Below are 15711 nucleotides of genomic sequence, written 5' to 3' on the forward strand. Positions count from 1 at the left end.
TTGCCGCACACGACAGCATCTATCTGGGGATAGATCTGCAGCCAGAGGGTCATGTCCTTCAGCCCCTCGGCCTCGCTCCAGTTGGCATCGGCCTTGGCCAGCAGCTGGATGTCCGGGCGCTTGTCCAGGCAGGCTGCCTTGAACCCTTCCCAACGGGCTATGGCGCCGCTCTGGCGGCTTTCGCCCATCAGATAGACAACCTTCGCGCCCTGAGGCAGGTGCTTGGCCATATACTCGCCCTGGAGCCTGCCGGCCTGGGCTTCATCGGAAGCTACGTTGGCAAAGGTACCGCCGTTCAGGTCGCGGTTGGTGGCGATGACAGGGATGCCCGCTTCATTGGCCTTTTCCACGGCGGGGATCACGGCATTGCCGTCCACTGCCAGCAGCACGATGGCGGCAGGCTTTTCTTCAATGGCTGCCTTCAGCTGGTCAATCTGCAGGTTGGGGTCGCCGTTGGCATTGAGGAATTCCACCTCTGCTCCCTGCATGCGGGACTTCACTCCTTCGTACAAGAGCCCCGTAAAGCCTGTGGCATCGGCGTGGGCGACAAAGTAAACCTTCTGCCCCGCGCCACCCTGGGAGCCGCACCCCGGCAGGGTCAAAAGGGCCAGCATACCGCAGGCTGCGGCAGCTGCCTTGAACATCTTCTTCATGGAGAGACACCTCTTTCCTTATGAGTACCGCAATCCAGCTCTTTTGAGCATAACGATAATTATACGATGTTATTATTCTGCATGAGGGTGATGGTTTCCTTTTGTCAAATGAAAAGATGTGAAAATATAGCCTCCCCGGCAAGGGGAGGCTGGAATCAGTGGCCCAGGGTCATCTCGATCTTCTGGACTGCCGCTGCTTTTTCTCGCATGGCAGCAGAGCTCAGGTGCTGCCAGATGCGGTGGACTTTTTCTGTGTATTCTTTTGGGGAAATGTGGTTTTCCTTCTGTTTTTCTATGTAAGTTTTGATGGTGCAGTGGAACTGCTCATTCAGCTGTACCTGCCTGAGGGACAGCAGCACCTGCAGGTTGCTGTCCACCAGATAGAGATGCAGGGTCTTGTCCTGCAGGATCTCTTCTGTGGGCCATTCCTCCGGTTTCAGCAGGGCAAGGCCTAAGGGGGCGTCTCCCCAGCCTTCCTTGAAGATGCCGTCTATCTGGTACAGGAAGAACAGCACCCCGTCCTCCTCATAAAGGGCCAGCTCCATCTTCCCCGTGCGGAAGGCCTCCCAGGCAATGACATCAGTGCGGGAGAGTTTCAATATGAACATGAGGCCGTTCACATCGGCCTGGAAAAGTCCTCCGGAGACTGCTGCTGCAGTCTCTTTTTTCGTACCAAGCCATTTTTGTGAAAGTGTATCATTCTTTTTTCCTCTGACTAAGCCAGTGCGACACAACTATCGACAGTAGTAATGAAACTGTTGTCAAAAAGACTGGATGACTTGTTCCCCAAAGCTCAATGTTCCCATAAGCAACGTACATCATACCTCTCCAATCCCCTACTAACATAACAATCTGTGCCCATTTACTACTAATGACAATAGATGCAAGTACATTGAGAGCTGCTAAGTCAAATTGATGCGTGCTTGCCCAGCGATTCATTTCTTCATGCAGTTTTCTTATTCTGCCAGCCATACTATCGGCTCCTTTTTTGGTATTTCGGAATAACGATTCCATTTTTATCATTACCATACAAAAATCTCATTATTCCGTTTCTGGATAAAATATAACAACAAGCACCTTTCAATTTTCCGATGTGGCGAGCTGGATGTGAGCCTTCCCCTGCGCATGGAGGCGCGGTGTCTATTGACGACGTGGACGCGGCAGCGTCCACCCAAGGAAACGGACACCCGTGGCCATCGTCAGTCCGCCCCTGCCCTGCAATCGTGGCACGCATGGCGAGCCGCACTTACGGCGTCTGGGGCATCGAGGGATGCCGGTGGCATTCCGAGAGGACAGCCTGTCCACCCGAGCACTATGACGCTTTTGACTGTTCAGCGTTGATTGGTCAACCTTCGGGCAGGAGCCGGCATCAGCCGACCGCAGCGGAGGGAAGTTCATGCCGTGTCCTGCTCGCGGCAGTCGTGGCGAGTCTGCCTCATGATGATCCGTCGCAGTCTATGGCCATGCGCCGCCAGATGGGGCGGGCTCACGGACGAGCCCGCTGACGGGAGCTGGACGCGGCCACCTGTGGGAGGTTCTCGAAAGCGGATTCTTTTCGATAACCGTGTCTATCGGAAGTGTGAGGGGCAGCCCGTAGGGTGCTCACTTCCGATAGACGTAAGGTGGTTATCGGAAGGAATCCAAGACGGATGGCCATGCGTGAGCCGCGGCGGATTCCGCAGGGGAGCTTGAGCCGTCCGACTGCTCCTGCCCTTGTGCGAGCCTCCATGTTGACGCATCAAATTGACCGGTCAAAACCTGCCGACGGACGGCGGCTGACCGAGGACTAAGACGCGGCGGCCGCACTCCCAGCACGAAGTTTCGAGCAGCACCGCACGACGGGAGCGCAGCGGACGTGGTGCGCCAGCGCAGTATGAGGGCCACGAAAGAACCTACTGGCCGCGAGGTTGCTGTGACGCTGCCGCCAAAAGTAGGAGCACGCAGGCACTTCCGGCGGCACATGGCAACGTCGCGGCCAGCCTATCTTGGGGAGTTTGCAGGGCTGGGAGGGTGGGCGCCACGTAGTAAGGGATGCCTCGATGTAGACTGCCGTAAGGAGACGCCCGCCCGGCGGTGTTCCTGCGACGTGGACGCTGACGCTTTTGGCGAGCTTCGACCGCCGTCAACTGCCAGCGTCCACGTCGCAGAGGAACACCGCGCCCCACCCTGTTATGCTCCCCACGAGTACCGCTGCCCTCACCCTCGTGCCAGCTCCTCATGGTTCGGGTGTCCTCCCTTTGGTGGACGGCCTAGCTGCCGTCCACGTCGTTATCGGACACCTCTCGCGGGACGTGCTGGCGCACCTCCCGCACGGTACAGCGTGCCATCCGCAGGCCGTGCCACTGTCCCATCTTTCGTCCATCCTCGAGGACGGCCAGGCGGGCAGGGGGCCGTCTCTGCACGTGGACGCGAAGCGTCCACTCTCCGCCCCCTTTCCCCCTACGGCCCCGACAAGCGGGGCCTACCCCCTTTCCCCCGTTTTCCTGCCCTGCGGTTCTGTTGCTCCTCGGGCAGGATGGGAGTTATGTGCCGCAGATAGGGGGACAGGGGACTCGGCAGCCCTCCCTGCGATCGGGACGACTACGGCGTCCAGCGAGATAGGAGCGGGATAGCTCGCGCCGCCGTACCCCCTGCCCGCCTGGCCTTGGAACTCCCTCAAGGGCTATTCTATGCCTGCTCGTCGGATCATATCATCAGCAGGCGTCCTCTGCTCGGGTGGACGGGGCAGCCGTCCACTTCGCAGAAGACGCAATCCGTTGCTACCGAAGGGGCGCGGCAGAGCAGGACGGCTGACTGCGTTTGGCGTTCGGGGTTCAGGTCTCCTGCCTATGCGGGCGCTCCAGTCGTCGCGCTGTTTCCGCACAGGTAGGAGCACTTCACCCACTCAGCCGCACTCCGCATCCGACCAGCACTGCCGCGCCGTGCAATCCCCGCACTGGTTCGGGTGTATGTTCCTTTGGTGGACACGCTACGCGTGGCCACGTCGTCACACACACCTGCGCATCCATGCGCGGAAAGGCTCGCATCCGGCTCGCCACGATTATCGGAAACGCCTCTTCGTTCCCCTCTCAAAAGTGTAACGATAATTAAATACAAATACACTATGATATTGACCGGTCAATTCTTGCGTCAAATAACGCAGCTGATATATCCTTCAAAGCATATACTAAGTAATACTTTTTATATACTTAGTATACAAAAATCCCACATAATCCCGAATCTATGCTATACTAAAAAGGCCACAGCCCTCATCAAGCTAATCCGGCAAGGGAGGGAGGTTGACCAACGTGTTTACACCAAATTTACTGCTTGAGCTGCTTATCAGCATCCTTGGGAGCATTCTCGGGACACTGATCTTGCAGATGCTGGGGCTGTAAGTAAGCGCAGCCACTGTGGCACCAGCGAGGCACGCCAATCATCACGGCGCGCAAAAAAGCCCTTGGGTCATCACTCCCAAGGGCTTTTTCAATGGTTGACCTGTGTCAACACCAAATTACTATATTCATTGTAGCATCATCTTACCCGGTCGTCAATAAAGACAGCACAGGCCGATGTTTTTTAGATGTATCGCTAATTAAATATCGATACATCATACCTGCCTACAGTATTATATACTAAGTAATACTATCTATATACATATTGATACTTAGGATATAAAAAGTATTACTTTATATCCTCCAGCACGTAGCGTTTCTCGCGCACGTAGTCGGCAATAATCATGTTCAGGGCGCTGTTGTTGGACATGCCCAGCGCACGGTTGATTTCCGTAAAGGCCGCATAGGTTTCCGAGTTGACCTTGGCCGAAATCTGCTTATCTTTGCCGCTGGAGGATTTTGTCTGCTCGGTCATCCGCACGACAACCGGCGTTTTTTTCTCGGCTGAGGCGTTCGCCTCCGTCTGCCGTTCCCGTTCTTCGATTTTATCAATCAGTCTTGCCATATCCGTTCTCCTTATATACTAAGTAATACTTTCTATATGCTTGCTAATACTATTTATATAATAAGTATTACTTTTGAATCTTATCTGCAATGTTCTTGTAGACCCCCGATACTTCCGCGCCTTTATTCGCCAGGACTATCGGCAGTCCTTCGATAAGGCGGCGGTTCACTTCGACGGTGTCTTTGACGACGCCGAGCACGTTGTAGTTTTTCTTCAAGAGCTCCAGTACGTCACGATGGTCGTTGGACGAGCCTTTGTAAAGCGTCGCGATAACCCCGCGAAACTCCAAGTCGGGGTTGAGTGACCTTGCGCCGTCGCCGGACCTTATGCCCTCGATGGTCTCCATCAATGCCTTGAGGCCGCGATAGGAAAGGTAATCCGTCTTGGATGGCACGATGACTTCATTGGCAGCCGTCAGTGCATTGCGCAGCAGCGTGCCGAGCTGCGGCGGACAGTCAATAAAGCAGTAGTCAAAATATGGCGCCAGCTGCTCCAAGGCCGTATAGAGGCGGACATCCGAGTTACGCGTGCCGATGAGGTTGCCCTCCTTGACCGCCAGTTCCAAATCCGACGGCAGCAGGTACAGATTCTCGAGACCTGTCGCATCGACCGTGAAACAGCACTCCGCCGGATTTACCTGTTTGTGCTTGTCAGTTTCAAACAACGCACAGATGTTGTACTTTTCCATGTTGCCCGTTCCCGGCTCCAGCCCGCAGCTAATCGTCAAAGATGCCTGCGGATCCAGGTCAATCATCAACACCCGATTTTTCTTCGAGGCTGCCGCCTTGGCCGCCGCCAGATTGTAGGTGGACGTCGTCTTAGCCACGCCGCCTTTTTGGTTTGCAATCGCTATGATTTTCATACTTCTGCCCCTCATAGTATATACTAAGTAATACTTTTTATATACTAACTATATCAAATCCGCCTCGGACTGGCAATAGTTGACGAGTCAAAATTGACCGGTCAAAAAAACGGCAGCCCGACTCTACGGACTGCCGTTTCTGCTATAATGAATGTAACCAATTTGTTGCTGGAGGTACCTGTCATGTTGTCTCTTATCGTGGCCATCTTTATGGTCTTCTGTGCCCTTTGCTTTCTCCTCGGTGTCGTCTTTGGCCTACTCAAGATAATCTGCCCCGCACTCTTTCGGCTCTACAAAAGCCTGCGTGGCTAGTCTCAAAACTGTACTCATAATTAAATATCGGTACACTACTTCCACGGATATTTACGTCGATTCTTATACCGATACTTCCGCTGATATTTTGTACAATGACCTATTCCAGCACTCGCTTTCCTAAACTTTTTATGAACCGTACAGTACAGTTCTGTCCGATGCTCAGATAACTTTGCAAAACGACACGCCTTACAATAGTACTTCTTTTTCGCTTCCGGACGCTTCTCGACACTCATTCCATGAATACCTGTACTAGGTTCTCGCACGTCGATTCTCTCCTCGAACTTTTTTACGTAACTTTGTTGACGAACCCCGAACCCCTTGATATGGTTGAGAGGGAGGGAGCTGAGGCCGCACTGCCATAGGGAAACGAGAACGAGCCGATTCGTTTCTCTATGGTAGTGCGGTACATGAAAAGGTTGATTGGCCGATCGGTCGGTCGCCTCATCCATGCAATCAGCATTACTGCTGAAACGGAACTCTCGACGGGAATCACCCGTATTTCGTGACCAGGTCTGACGTTACCACGTTTCGTTCCGCCTGCCTCAACGACCCTTGTGAGGGGCCTCTCAGGACTGTTGTTGCCACACTGCACGTCTCAGTGGGCTCACCTGCAGGAATTGCACCCGCAGGGCATCTGGATGTTAAGGGCTGCGGTTAGCCCGCCACCATCTAACGGTGATTCCCGGCGCGATTAACGTCGATGGGTGTCTTTTGCGTGTGCTTGCCACTCAACACGACCCCTCCGCGGCAGCTGCCTTATAATCCGTTGATTCCTGTACCTATGTTGCCCGATACTTTGCATTCACGCACTAAAAAAGCACCTGCTCCACCAGAGCTGGGTGCTAAATGTCCACGCCTCAATCTAATATACACATAGTCTGCCTCTTGACGAGTCAAATACTATACGATATAATCGAACGTAAGAAAAGCTTTGGTACACGGTGTTTGCGTGGACCATTTAGCGGAAGCCTACGGATTGCCGTCCGAAGGCTTCTTTTTATTTTCTCTATATATTAACGTTTCAATTTTTTACTTAGGAAAGAGCTATCCTGTTATACACAGGCTTTCTGTCGATAACTCTGTATCTGCAAACTATAATAGCATGATTAAGGTTAATACGTCAACTGTCTGCAAGCAGCAGACAGCCCCCGAATCGGCGGCAGGTATAACACTTTTGATGTTATACCTATATCCGTGCCAATATTTTCTTTTGACACGCTTAACCCTTTATAGCAAAAGCCCCGTGATACTTTTCACGGGGCTTTTTTCTATCATTTGTCGTGTTTTTTATTCGTAATAAATATGTAGCGACGCCGCAACCGTATGCCACGTTATAACAAGTTACATTGTCGTAGCCCGCAAATACCGCAAAAAAAATAAAAAATTTTTTTATTTACCTTCCCGCCGCTGTCTTTTTTTGTCGATTGGAATGACATTTCCCATATCCTCTTGCATCCAATGCCCGACCTCAGCCCTGCTTTCCTCGTTGAGGTGGGTGTAGATGTCCATCGTGACATTGATATGCGAATGGCCCAGCTGCTCCTGTATGTCCTTCAGGTCAAATTTCTTGCTGTCCTTCATGCGGGAGGCCAGATCATGCCGTAGCATATGGAAGGTCGTCTCTATCCCGAGCCGCTTGCGCACCCGCGCATAGTACGACGAGAAATACGCGGGACTGATGTACTGCCCGTCCCGATACGTGAATACCAAGTCGGGATGCTCCCAGTGCCCCGCCTCCAGCCGTGCAATTCCCTGCAGATGGCGATAATCCCGCAGCTCCTGGCAAAGCGCCTTGGGGATATAGATGCGGCGACGGCTCTGCTCAGTCTTGGGATCGGTTAGCATGACCTTGCCATCTGCATTGACGAGACCATGCTTGACCTCCAGCCAGCCTTCCTCAAGGTTTATATCGCGCCAATGCAGGGCGAGCAGCTCGCCGCGCCGCAGCCCCGTCATAAACTCCGTCAGCAGGATTTCCCGCCAGCCAAAAAATGGCGTCTTGGCGCGCAGAAGCGCGTCGCGCTGCTCCTTCGTCGGCCGCACGAACGGCTTTTTGTGCGGCTTGCGTGGCAGGATTAAATCGTCCGCGATATTTACCGGTATCATTTGGAGCTTTGCCGCGCGGCCAAAGGCCATGCGCATGACGACGCGGAAGTACCGTGCCCGCTCATAGTTATCCGCAAAACGCTGGTTGATGATATTTTGCAGATCAAATTCCGCTACCTTTCCCAGCCGTCGTTTGCCGATATATTCCTTGGCCACGCCAATCATAAAGGCGTAGCGCTCTGCTGTCGTCGCGCGGAGCCGCGGACGCGAGTAAGTGTCAAACCACTTATCCAGCCACTGCCCGGCCGTCATTTTATCCGCCAGGACAGCCGCGGTATGCAAATACCGTTCCTTCAAGGCGGCAAGATTTTCCAGGGCCTCAGCCTGCGTGGCACTACTTTTGGCGCGCATCAGCAAACGTCCCGTCTTGCCATCATAACCAACAGCAAGCTGCGCCATCCAGCGGCCAGTTTTTTTGTTATAATACACCGACCCCTCACCATTTGCCCGGCGTTTTTTCCGTTTCTTTTCCATATGTCTCCCCCCCTTCATTCCGCTTCTTTCTTCATACTCACGAGCACCAGCTCCACGGCCTTGCGCTGTTCGGGGGTAAGGATAGCCAATTGATCCATAACCCTGTGATTGATGGTATCGCGGTTCACGCCTAAAAGATAATCCACCGTCACATCGAAAAAGGCCGCAATATGTGGCAGCCGCTCGATGCTCGGGAACGACCGCCCTTGCTCCCAATTCGCATACGTCCGCATCGGCACGCCCAAAATTTCTGCCAGCTCATTCTGCGTGAGATTCAGTTCCTGCCGCAGCATCTTGAGCCGCAGCGGGAAAATATTTTCTTCGTCCTTGGCGCGCTGGCTGGCCAGTCCCGCCAGCCTATCCTTTAAATCCGGACATCGCGCCGCTATATCTGCCGGTTGACCGGTCAAATTTGACGGGTCAATTGTTTTGTCGTTATTCATGGCACCTCAAACCACCTTTCGCCCTTATTGTATCATGAAAAGCCATTTTATACGCTATATTTCTTTTATATGCCGTATTTTCTGACAGTTATAGACATTAAAATTATCTAGTAGTATAATTAGAACGTCGAATAAATACAAAATAATAATAATACGACTGCCCCGTGCAACATAATACAGCCGTAACGAGGAAAATGCCTATGCAAAATCAAGAAAAAATCCTACTCACCATCAACGAATTTTCCCGTATTACCGGCATTGGCGAAAAGACGGCCCGCCGTCTCTCCCATGTCCGTGGCTTTCCCGCCCTGCGCATCGGGCGGCGCATCATGATACACCGCAAGGCCGCCGACAAGTGGCTCGCGGACTGCGCCGCCCACCAGGACAACTGCCTGCCCTCCCTGCATTAACAAAAGGAGTTGACGATATGGGAAAAACGGATTTATCGCACTACCACGGACGCACCGCCTTAGATTGCCAGATGCTCGAAATCTACCGAAAGGCGAGGATACCCATCGGCATAGATACTTCGCACATGCTGGCCTTAGTCAACGGCAAACCCATTGCCAAGATTGCCCCGACGGAGGAAGAAGGAGAACGGCTATGGACATCATCCTTACCATCGACTACCCACAGGCTGCTCTTATCGGAACTTGCCTCCATCACGCCTGTCGCACGGGCCATACGCTTATTATACCCGAAAACGCCCTGCTTGACCGCTGGCAAGCCCTGCTAGAAACGCCCCCGCCGCTTGCCATACGCATCCCGGCGGGCGGCTTTACGGCTCATGACGTGCTTGCGATCGTCATGGCCATGCAAACATTCGGGAATCCTGCCTGCGCCAAACTATGGGGACAGGTCTACACCTACCTGACGTGTATTGCCGCCGCGAAAGTGCCAACGCCCGTCCTCATCGACCTTGGCACAATTCGCGGGCGTCGGGCGTTTATGACCTACATGGATGGCCACGACCACGCCTGCGGCATCCGCCGCCCATCCCAGCCTATGGCGCACGACATCTATCTACTACAAGGAGGAATCCGCTATGCTTTCGCGTAAGGCGCAAAAACTCTATGACGCCATTACCGCCCGCGGCGGCGGCATCGTGGACGAATACCTCATCCGCGACATGACCGGCCTTTCCCATGGCAGCATCGTCGCCGCCCGCCACGAGCTTATCGACGCAGGGCTTTTGACCCTATCCAAGGCCTGCCGCAAAATGGTCTACCATTTGACCGGTCAACTGACCCGTCAAAAAAGCGAACCTGCGCCGCGCCCTGCCACTATCCCTGTCGCTCCCGCTGCGCCCCAGCCAGCTGACGACGACCTCTACACCTTTTCTACCATGCCGCATATCACCGGCACATACTGCGATTTCGACGAATGGACGGATGCGCTGATGGACGCCCTTGGCGACTGCCTCGACATCAGCGAAAGCCTTGTCGAAGAGGGGACGTATACCGTCTACGCCCAAGACTACGACCAGGAGGACACCTATCATACCGAAGAAACCGAAGACGGCTTTGTCGTAAACTAACCCGCCCGCGCAGACCATCTGGCCTGCGCTTTTTCTATACTCTGCCAAAAAGGAGGAAACCATGCGAGTATTCCTAAATCCCGGTCACGCCCTCGGCGGCAATCCCGACCCCGGCTGCGTCAATTCCCGCTACCACCTGCGCGAATGCGACCTTGCCATTACCTACGGCAGCCTCTGCGGCAAATACCTCGAAGCCGCGGGCTTGGAAGTAAAGCTGCTGCAAAGTCACAACCTCTACGGCGAAGCGCCCGGCTATCCCTGCGTCGTGGACGCCGCCAACCGCTGGCCCGCCGACCTCTTCCTCTCCATCCACGTCAACGCGGGCGGCGGCAGAGGTGCCGAAACCTACTGCTATAACTTCGGCGGCAGCGGCGAAAAGCTCGCCCACTGCATCCAGCGCCAGCTCGTAGAAAGTCTCGCGCCCATCGACGGCGGCTACGCCGATCGCGGCGTCAAGGCGCATCCAAGTTTCTGCGTCCTGCGTAATACCACCATGCCCGCTGTCCTCGTGGAGACAGGCTTCATCGATAGCGACGACATCGGCCTCCTTACCCAGCACGGCGACGAAATCGCACGGGCGCTGGCAAGAGGGGTCACAGACTACGAGCAGCAACAATAAAGAAAAGCCCCTGCTGCCCGAAACGGCAGCAGGGGCTATTTTTCCACGAAAAAAAGCTGCGGTTGTTCAGGCCACAGCTCCGGTGCATTTGGAATCTCGCAAACTCCATTAGCTTGCTTTTATTATACCTCGGATTTACGCTTGCCGTCAATTCATGCTATACTAATACGCGGTGCGGAACCTCCGGCTAGAGGGAGGTGTTACATTTGGACCAAAATCTCGCAAACTTCATGGTTTCTGTTTTTGCAGGCATAGTCAGCCACTACATCTGCAAATGGCTTGACAGATAACCAACGCACCATGTAAAAGCCGCGCCGCAGGACTGTTCACCCTGCGGCAGAAAGGACTGCTGCTCATGCAGCAGTCCCTTTTCTTATTCAGCAAAAAATAAAAAAACTTGCTATTGACCGGTCAACTCGGTATTATGACGGTAGATAAGAACTACCTTTCCCATATTCCCATAAAAACCCCACATACGGAATGATGACGACCCTTCTGCTGCTCCGGTATCTGGCGCTTGGCGCTTGATATATAGGGGATTTTCCCCATAGGTCGTCATTCCGCAGCAAAGCCGCACGGCATGACGATCGTGCGGCTTTGTTGCATTTTGAAGGAGGTTTTATCATGGAGACAAGAAAAGGAGACCAGACCTGTTCGCTGAAACTCAAATTCATCAAAGGGCAGAACGCGGCTGGCAAGGAAGTTTATGCTTTGGTGACGTTCCCGCATGTGAATCCCGAGGTAACGGATGGGGACATGTACGAGACGGCAGCCCTTTTGGGGCGCCTGCAGGCGCGTACCGTTCATTCGATTGTCCGTGAGGACAGCGCGTCCCTTATTGCCGTGGGTTGAGCGTAAAGGAGGTTTATCATCATGAAGAAAACACTTATTATGCGATTCAACCGTTCCGATGGCAGAACGTCGGAGCTGGTTATTGCCGATCCGCGTGAGGACATCGCGCCGGAGGAAATCCGTGCTTTGGTAAATAAAATCGTGACCACGAAGTTTTTCATCGTCAACGGTGCGCAGCTGGTTTCCCTGAAGATGGCCATCATCCGCACGGTTGATGATGAGGCGATTGTATGATGGATGCAGCCATGGAACAAACCATTCTTACCGCCATATCCGCCGTCGGCTTTCCCATCGTCGTGACGTTCTACCTGCTGACACGATTCCAACGGTCGATGGACAAGTTCACTGAGCAGATTGGCGAACTCGTCAAGGAATTGCAGTTGCAGCGCCGCTGACATGGTATAATAAGGTGTATCGCCCTTCCAATTCGCGCGATACAGCAACATATCGAGGCCGCCGCGCCCCATGTCGGCGGCCTTATCTATTTGACCCGTCAAATTTGACCGGTCAGATTGACGCCTTAAAACCGTACCGATATTTTATTATTGGTACGGTTTTTCTTGTCTTTTGATGGTCAATATGGTATATTATAAGTGTAACGATAATTAATTATAAGTACACAAGGAGGGTCGTCATGGAAAAGGTAGTAAACAGCGAGCAGGCCGCATCCGAACTGGCTCGGTTGCGGCAGGAAAACGACGCGCTCAGACAGGAGCTTGCCAACCTAAAAGGAAAATCATCCGAGTGTCAGAAAGAAAACCAGCAGTTACGCGCCGAAAACAGGGAGCTTAGGGCAGAGCTGCAGAAAAAGACCCAGTTCATCCTCAAAGACCAGCAGGAGCGCAACAAGGCCGAATATGACGAGGCTATTCGCCGGGCCGCCTTTGCCAAACGCGGCCCGAAGACCAATGTGAACCTGCATAAGGACATCCTATTTCGCCGCGATCAGGGCATGTCTATCCGCAAGATTGCCAAGTTACTCGGATGCAGCCCATCCACCGTGCAGCTTGTACTGAAAAAGCGTAACGATAATTAAATATAAGTACAAAAAAGGGGCTGTTGCACGTAATCAACGTGCAGCAGCTCCTTTTCGCATGCAAAAAAACAATCCCGGGGCTTGAATGCCTCGGGATTAAGTGTAGAATTTAGGTATGCACAAACTAAATTCACAGAAAGATTATACGTCTTTCGGAGGGAGTTATCAAGTATCCCTTCCTTTTAATCTTGAATTTCAGATTGGCAAAGATGACCCCGTCCGCCTGCTTCGCTACTGTATTGGAGGTATGGATATAACATCACTGGAGAAGACCTATCAACGGATAGATCGTAATCTGACGACGCCAAGGCAGATGCTGGCCATCCTTGTTTATGCGGGAATGAACCATATCTTCAGCTCACGCAGGATTGAGTGCGCCTGCCAAAGGGACATAAATTTCATGTACCTGCTGGAAGGCAAGCCGGCTGGTGTTCCAGGATCCAGTGCTGCTGAATACCTTCGTCATTCTCGCCACTACGCCTACTGCCATTAATGCGGTGCTGGCCTCGAAGCTATATCAGCTGAGGACGGATCTGGCGGTGTGCTCCTTTATTCTCACCACGTTTTTGTATCTGGTAGTGGTGTTCCCCCTGCTGTTTTTCCTGCTCAAATAAAATGAAAACTGCCCTCGCGCTGAGGGCAGTTTTTTATAAGGCCATTGTTCCAGTTTTGCCGAAGGAAAAACTTCCTCTTGGCCTTTTAACGAGGTGGGAGATATTAACTCGCCGCCTGTTAGTAAGTTACCGCCTCCACTTATAGAAGTGGGGGACATCTTGCACTCGTTATATGGGGGATTTTCAGACCTTGAACTTTGCCACCTGCTGCTTGAGGTTTTCGGCGCCCTGCTGGGAGATGTTGATCTTCTGCAGGATGTCGTTGGCCTTATCTGCCACCAGGGCGATTTTTTCTGCCACGCTGGTGTTGCCTACGGCTCCCTCGTGGGTGGCCTTGGAGATTTCCTCCAGGGCGTTGTTCATGGTATCTATGGACTCGGCCAGTTCCCTGGAGGTAGTGTTGCTCTTCTGGGCGAAGCCCCTGAGGTAGTCGGCATCTTCACGATATTGGGCGGCTGTCTCGTTGATGAGTTCGTAGTCTTTGCTGACTTTCTCTTCCATGAACTTCAGCAGGCTGAAAGCGCCGCTGGAAAGGTCCTGCACGGAGCCGATGACCTTGTTGGTGAGGCTCTGGATGTTTTCGGCTGTGTCGTGGGACTGCTCGGCCAGTTTCCTCACCTCGTCTGCCACTACGGCAAAGCCACGGCCATGCTCGCCGGCCCGGGCGGCCTCGATGGCGGCGTTCAGGGCCAGCAGGTTGGTCTGCTCGGCAATCTGGGTGATTTCTCCTGTGAGGCTGTTGATCTGTTCCACCACCTTGGCGGATTCGATGGCTTCTTCCACGGCGGTTTTGGTGGTATTGTAGACCCCCTCCGCTTCTTTGTAGGACTGGGCCATGGTGGACTGGAGGCGGCCAGCCCGCTCTGCCACTTGTCCTGTGTAGTTTTCGCTTTCTTCGGCCCCTTTTGCATTCTCATGGATTTTTTTCACTACCCTGTCGCTGAGGGTTTGGAGATTCATGGTGGAGGCGGCAGTTTCTTCCATGCCGGCGGACATTTCCTCCGTGACTGCGGACATATCCTGGGTGCTGTCGTTGAGGTCGCCTACCAGATGCTGGACTTCCTGCACCATATCGGCGCTCTTGTCTGCCTCGCCCCGCACTTCCCGCAGCACATTCCTGAGGGAGGCCTGCATTTTTTCCAAAGCCTGTACCATGCTGCCCACTTCGTCCTGGCGCTGGCTGAGCTCCGGGGGGATTTCCTGGGTGAGGTCGCCGTCAGCTACGGCATTGAGCTGTTGGACGGAGGTTCCCAGAGGTCCGGCGATGTTCTGGGCGATGTAGGTGGCGGCAGCGATGCCCACGATAAGGCCCAGCAGGATGATGCCTGCGAAAATCTTGATGGTGCGGTCGTAGGTGGCAGTATTGTCCTCGAAGAGCAGCTTGCCCTGCAGCACGTTGTCGGGGGTCAGCACTGCCAGATTGGAGCTGATGGCGCTGACGCCCGAGAGCTCATCCAAGAGCTTGCCCCGGTCTTCCTGGCTCATGCCAAGGGCTTCGGCAGCCTTGACCTTGGACTGGAAGTCGGAGAGGTTCCCTTCCAGGGCTGCGATGGTTTCCTGGGCCCGCTGGCTGCGGTCGATTTCCTTGACCTTATGCACATCATCTTCAATGATCTTCAGCTTGTCGGAGATATCCTTCAGGATGATCTTGCGGTTTTCCACGGTGAAATTCTGCTGCTGCACATAGGAGACATGGGAGATGATGGTCTGCAGCTGGGTATTGGCATCATTGAGATACTGGGTGGTCATGAGGTTGTAGTTGTACATGTCATCAATGGACTGCTTGGCCTGGGAGGTAGCAAAGATGCCTACGGCAGCTACGATGCAGGTGATGAAAAGCATGATGGCGGCCAGCAGGAGAATCTTTATCCTGACGTTTAAATGATTCATGATGACCCTCCTTATCTGAACTGGGAAATGTTATCCCTGGTGATTTCCGTAAAGGGCACCTTCACGTCATCGGTGGGGGCGGTGCCACTCAGGGACTTCTGCAGGAGGCCTGCGATGGCTTCGGCGGTCTTGTCTGCGTCCTGCTTGACAGTCTGGCTCATATCGCCGGCGGCAACTGCCTTGAGGGCATCGTCCACGGCATCGACGCCGGAGATGAGGACGCCGGACTTGCCGGCAGCCTTCAGGGCGTGCAGGGCGCCCAGGGCCATGTTGTCATTGCCGCACACGACAGCATCTATCTGGGGATAGATCTGCAGCCAGAGGGTCATGTCCTTCAGCCCCTCGGCCTCGCTCCAGTTGGCATCGGCCTT

The 15711-nt window shown here is 53.7% G+C and carries 21 protein-coding genes; 11 read left to right on the top strand and 10 right to left on the bottom strand.

The features are described from left to right. The 3 genes from T504_RS0111285 to T504_RS0111295 form a co-directional block, all read right to left on the bottom strand. The coding region (locus T504_RS0111285) for a sugar ABC transporter substrate-binding protein (RefSeq protein WP_051635345.1) at positions 1–653 on the bottom strand (653 nt) is incomplete at its 3' end. Between the two features lie 155 nt (positions 654–808). Then, positions 809–1261, bottom strand: coding sequence for a hypothetical protein (locus T504_RS0111290; RefSeq protein WP_051635346.1), 453 nt, complete (start codon positions 1259–1261; stop codon positions 809–811). 88 nt (positions 1262–1349) lie between these two features. Continuing rightward, entirely contained in the window at positions 1350–1625 is a 276-nt protein-coding gene (locus T504_RS0111295; RefSeq protein WP_143558773.1) for a hypothetical protein, read from the bottom strand. Positions 1626–1990: 365 nt separating this feature from the next. Here T504_RS0111295 and T504_RS14625 point away from each other — a divergent pair, with 365 nt between their 5' ends. Then, complete coding sequence (locus T504_RS14625) at positions 1991–2158, top strand: hypothetical protein (protein ID WP_156033533.1); 168 nt, start codon at positions 1991–1993, stop codon at positions 2156–2158. 93 nt (positions 2159–2251) lie between these two features. After that, a complete protein-coding gene (locus T504_RS14630) occupies positions 2252–2443 on the top strand; it encodes a hypothetical protein (protein ID WP_156033534.1) in 192 nt (63 codons plus the stop codon). Positions 2444–2921: 478 nt separating this feature from the next. Here the strand turns inward: T504_RS14630 and T504_RS14635 are convergent, their stop codons facing one another. The 5 genes from T504_RS14635 to T504_RS13975 all read right to left on the bottom strand — a co-directional run bounded on the left by T504_RS14635 (position 2922) and on the right by T504_RS13975 (position 8792). After that, entirely contained in the window at positions 2922–3074 is a 153-nt protein-coding gene (locus T504_RS14635) for a hypothetical protein (protein ID WP_156033535.1), read from the bottom strand. 1242 nt (positions 3075–4316) lie between these two features. Beyond that, on the bottom strand, positions 4317–4592 hold the full coding sequence (locus T504_RS0111305) for a hypothetical protein (protein WP_033171188.1): 276 nt from the start codon (positions 4590–4592) through the stop codon (positions 4317–4319). A 67-nt stretch (positions 4593–4659) separates the two neighbouring features. Then, positions 4660–5454, bottom strand: a complete 795-nt coding sequence (locus tag T504_RS0111310; protein ID WP_033171189.1) for a ParA family protein — start codon at positions 5452–5454, stop codon at positions 4660–4662. A 1704-nt stretch (positions 5455–7158) separates the two neighbouring features. After that, positions 7159–8349, bottom strand: coding sequence for a tyrosine-type recombinase/integrase (locus T504_RS0111320; RefSeq protein WP_033171191.1), 1191 nt, complete (start codon positions 8347–8349; stop codon positions 7159–7161). 14 nt (positions 8350–8363) lie between these two features. Next, the gene (locus T504_RS13975; protein ID WP_051635347.1) at positions 8364–8792 is read right to left on the bottom strand and encodes a helix-turn-helix domain-containing protein; all 429 of its coding nucleotides are present in this window, start codon (positions 8790–8792) and stop codon (positions 8364–8366) included. Positions 8793–8992: 200 nt separating this feature from the next. Between T504_RS13975 and T504_RS14290 the strand changes: the two genes are divergently transcribed. The 9 genes from T504_RS14290 to T504_RS14640 all read left to right on the top strand — a co-directional run bounded on the left by T504_RS14290 (position 8993) and on the right by T504_RS14640 (position 13329). After that, positions 8993–9202, top strand: a complete 210-nt coding sequence (locus T504_RS14290; protein WP_072022739.1) for a helix-turn-helix domain-containing protein — start codon at positions 8993–8995, stop codon at positions 9200–9202. 193 nt (positions 9203–9395) lie between these two features. Then, positions 9396–9851, top strand: coding sequence for a hypothetical protein (locus T504_RS0111330; protein ID WP_033171192.1), 456 nt, complete (start codon positions 9396–9398; stop codon positions 9849–9851). Next, positions 9838–10329, top strand: coding sequence for a hypothetical protein (locus T504_RS0111335; protein ID WP_033171193.1), 492 nt, complete (start codon positions 9838–9840; stop codon positions 10327–10329). The genes T504_RS0111330 and T504_RS0111335 overlap by 14 nt, the downstream gene beginning before the upstream one ends. Positions 10330–10390: 61 nt before the next feature. Beyond that, positions 10391–10948 carry an N-acetylmuramoyl-L-alanine amidase family protein gene (locus T504_RS14295; protein WP_033171194.1) on the top strand — a complete coding sequence of 186 codons (558 nt, stop codon included), beginning with the start codon at positions 10391–10393 and terminating at the stop codon, positions 10946–10948. Between the two features lie 624 nt (positions 10949–11572). Beyond that, entirely contained in the window at positions 11573–11800 is a 228-nt protein-coding gene (locus T504_RS0111345; RefSeq protein ID WP_033171195.1) for a DUF1659 domain-containing protein, read from the top strand. A gap of 21 nt (positions 11801–11821) precedes the next feature. Beyond that, on the top strand, positions 11822–12034 hold the full coding sequence (locus tag T504_RS0111350; RefSeq protein WP_033171196.1) for a DUF2922 domain-containing protein: 213 nt from the start codon (positions 11822–11824) through the stop codon (positions 12032–12034). Further along, positions 12031–12195, top strand: a complete 165-nt coding sequence (locus T504_RS14300) for a YvrJ family protein (protein WP_231473907.1) — start codon at positions 12031–12033, stop codon at positions 12193–12195. Before T504_RS0111350 ends, T504_RS14300 begins: the two co-directional genes overlap by 4 nt. Positions 12196–12434: 239 nt before the next feature. After that, positions 12435–12836 (top strand): helix-turn-helix domain-containing protein, encoded by a 402-nt coding sequence (locus T504_RS0111355; RefSeq protein WP_033171197.1) that lies wholly within the window; start codon positions 12435–12437, stop codon positions 12834–12836. A 247-nt stretch (positions 12837–13083) separates the two neighbouring features. Further along, positions 13084–13329 carry a transposase gene (locus T504_RS14640; protein ID WP_072022740.1) on the top strand — a complete coding sequence of 82 codons (246 nt, stop codon included), beginning with the start codon at positions 13084–13086 and terminating at the stop codon, positions 13327–13329. 304 nt (positions 13330–13633) lie between these two features. On the opposite strand, the gene T504_RS0111365 is transcribed toward T504_RS14640, so the two are convergent. Both T504_RS0111365 and T504_RS0111370 read right to left on the bottom strand, forming a co-directional pair. Then, positions 13634–15340, bottom strand: a complete 1707-nt coding sequence (locus T504_RS0111365; protein ID WP_033171199.1) for a methyl-accepting chemotaxis protein — start codon at positions 15338–15340, stop codon at positions 13634–13636. Positions 15341–15351: 11 nt separating this feature from the next. Beyond that, a partial coding sequence (locus T504_RS0111370) for a substrate-binding domain-containing protein (RefSeq protein WP_033171200.1) occupies positions 15352–15711 on the bottom strand: 360 nt, incomplete at its 5' end.

The sequence above is a fragment of the Selenomonas sp. ND2010 genome (assembly GCF_000702005.1).
Lineage (GTDB): Bacteria > Bacillota > Negativicutes > Selenomonadales > Selenomonadaceae > Selenomonas_A.